This window comes from Thiohalophilus sp. (assembly GCF_031581315.1).
Lineage (GTDB): Bacteria > Pseudomonadota > Gammaproteobacteria > UBA6429 > Thiohalophilaceae > Thiohalophilus.
On the sequence record NZ_JAVLAZ010000094.1, the window covers coordinates 3,300 to 6,338 of the forward strand.

A 3,039-nucleotide genomic window follows, 5' to 3' on the forward strand; every position below is an offset into this window, starting at 1 on the left:
GCCACATCCAGCGTGGCTTCGTGAAAGGTCTCGGACAGTGTCGGGTGTGCGAACATTGTCAGGGCCAGATCCTCGCTGCTGGTGCCGAAGGCGCGGGCGATTACCGCCTGAGCAATCAGCTCGGAGGCCTGCGGGCCGATCATATGCACGCCCAGCACGCGATCGGTATGCGCATCGGCCAGGACCTTGATCAACCCGTCAGTGTCGCCGGCGGCGCGCGCCCGACCGTTGGCACTGAAGGGAAACTGGCCGACGCGGTAATCGATGCCGGCGTCTTTGAGTTGTTGCTCGGTACGTCCGGTCCAGGCGATCTCCGGGTGGGTGTAGATCACAAACGGAATGTTGTCGTAATCGACTTCGGCAAATTGTCCGGCAATCCGTTCGGCCACCGCCATGCCTTCCTCCATCCCCTTGTGAGCGAGCATGGGGCCGGGAATCAGATCGCCGACGGCATAGACCTTTTCCAGATTAGTGCGATAGTGATCGTCGACCTGCACAAAACCGCGTTCGTCGGTGCTCAGGGTCAGATCGTCGGCGCACAGATCCGCGCTGTTGGGACGGCGACCGACCGCGACGATCAGTTTGTCGAATTCCAGACTCTGGCTACCCTCGCTATTGGTATATGTCACTGAGACGGTTTTGCCGGTGTTAATGGCATCGACTTTGGTACCGAGGCGAATGCCGAGGCCTTGCTGGCCCAGCAGCTTGTTCGCCTGTTTGGCGATCGCCGTGTCGGCATCGGGCAGGAAGGTCTCCTGCGCTTCGAGCACCACCACCTCGGAGCCCAGGCGTTGCCAGACGCTGCCCAGTTCCAGGCCAATTACGCCAGCGCCAATAATGCCGAGGCGTTGCGGGACGGCGTCGAACGCCAGCGCGCCGGTGGAGTCGACCACCTGCTTGCCGTCGAACGGGGCAAAGGGCAGTTCAACCGGGCGTGAGCCGCTGGCCAGAATGACATGTTCGGCATGCAAGGTAGTGGCATGGTTGTCATGGTCGGTGACCTCCACCCGGTTATCCGGTTTGAGTGTCCCGCGACCGGGATGAAAGGCAACCTTGTTGGCCTTGAACAGCGACTGGATGCCACCGGTCAGATCCCGCACTACCTGTTGTTTGCGCTTTTGCAGGGTCGCAACATCCAGCTCCAGTTGGCCGACGCGGATACCGTGTTCGGCAAACTGGTTTTGGGCCTGTTGATAGTGGTGCGAGGACTCCAGCAAGGCTTTTGAAGGAATGCAGCCGACATTGAGGCAGGTGCCGCCGGGCGAGGGCTTGTTACGCTCGTCGAGATAGTCATCGATGCAGGCGACCTGCAAACCCAGCTGGGCGCAGCGAATGGCGGCGACATAACCGGCCGGGCCGGCGCCGATCACGATGACATCATACTCTTCACTCATAAAAACGATTCCTGAAATGGGTCCCGGTTATACATCCAGCAGCATGCGGGCCGGATCTTCCACGCACTCCTTGATGGTCACCAGAAACTGCACCGCCTCGCGGCCATCCACCAGGCGGTGATCGTAAGACAGGGCGACATACATCATCGGCCGGATCACGATCTCGTCTTCGACCACCGCGGGCCGCTTTTCAATCTTGTGCATGCCGAGGATAGCGCTTTGCGGCGGGTTGAGGATCGGTGTGGAGAGTAGTGATCCGAAGATACCGCCATTGGTGACCGAGAAGGTGCCGCCGGTAATCTCATCCAGCGACAGTTTGCCGGATTGGGCGCGTTCGCCGTAGTCGGCGATCTGTTTTTCGATCTCCGCCATGCTCAGTGCGTCGGCATCGCGCAGGATGGGGACCACGAGGCCGCGCGGTGAGCCCACCGCAATGCCGATGTCGTAAAAGCCGTGATAGACGATCTCCTCGCCGTCGATCGAGGCGTTGATCTCGGGGAAACGCTGCAGCGCCTCGAGACAGGCCTTGACGAAAAACGACATGAAGCCGAGTTTGACCCCGTGCTGTTTTTCAAACTTGTCTTTATAACGCGCGCGCAGATCCATCACCGGCTGCATGTCGATCTCGTTGAAGGTGGTGAGGATTGCCGCGGTTTGTTGAACCTCGACCAGTCGTTCGGCGACTCGCGCCCGCAGGCGACTCATGGGTACCCGTTTTTGCGGCCGTTCACCTTCTGTTGTATCACTGGTTGAGGGAGAGGAAGAAGCGGGCCGGGATTGTTGGGTTGTTTCAGCAGCAGATGGTTTGTCGGTTTGCTCGAGATAGGCCTGCACGTCTTCTTTGAGAATCCGCCTGCCCTTGCCCGTGCCTTTGATAAGGCTGGCATCGAGTTCGTGCTCGGCAATCAGCTTTTTCGCCGCCGGAGCGATTTTGGGCTCTTCTTCGGCTGTGGACCCGGTTTGTGATGGGGTTTTCGTTTTTGCCGGCGTCCCGGACGATTCGGTGTCGGGTTGGGGGACGTCACCGGCCTGCATGCGGGCGATCACCTGTTCCGAGCTGACCGTGTCGCCCTGCTGGACGAGCAGGTCACCCAGCACACCGTCTTCGGGGGCGTTGACCTCGAACACCACCTTGTCGGTTTCAATCTCGGCCAGCAGTTCGTCCTGGCGCACCGGCTCGCCCGGTTGTTTGTGCCACTCGATCAACGTGCCTTCGGTGACCGATTCGGGAAACTGTGCGACCTTGATATCAATGGCCATGGTCAATTCCTTTGTCTTTTATTGTCAGGTGGGGTCGCCCAGCGCGTCGGCGACCAGTTTTTCCTGTTGTTGCCTGTGCAGGGACGGATAGCCGACTGCCGGGGCAGCCATCAGCGGGCGACCGGCATACTGCAGGTAATGCGCATCGCCGATGGCGCGGCGCATATGGTGTTGGCTTGAATACCATGCGCCCTGATTCATGGGTTCTTCCTGGCACCAGATATAGTCCTGCACATTCGGGTAACGTTTGAGCGCGGCTTTGAGCGCCTTTTCCGGAAACGGGTAAAGTTGTTCGATGCGAATGATCGCGACATCTTCGCGTCGATCCTGCTGACGCTGGCGATCCAGATCGTAATAGACCTTGCCACTGCAGAGAATCAGGCGT

The 3,039-nt window shown here is 59.6% G+C and carries 2 protein-coding genes and 1 pseudogene; all 3 read right to left on the reverse strand.

Annotated elements, in window-relative coordinates:
* Window positions 1-1,394: dihydrolipoyl dehydrogenase (gene lpdA / locus RI563_RS11375; protein ID WP_310694501.1), on the reverse strand; the 1,394-nt coding region annotated here is incomplete at its 3' end.
* Window positions 1,395-1,421: 27 nt separating this feature from the next.
* A complete protein-coding gene (gene odhB, locus RI563_RS11380; protein ID WP_310694502.1) occupies window positions 1,422-2,654 on the reverse strand; it encodes a 2-oxoglutarate dehydrogenase complex dihydrolipoyllysine-residue succinyltransferase in 1,233 nt (410 codons plus the stop codon).
* A gap of 24 nt (window positions 2,655-2,678) precedes the next feature.
* Window positions 2,679-3,039: pseudogene (locus tag RI563_RS11385) on the reverse strand (2-oxoglutarate dehydrogenase E1 component); the annotation flags it as partial.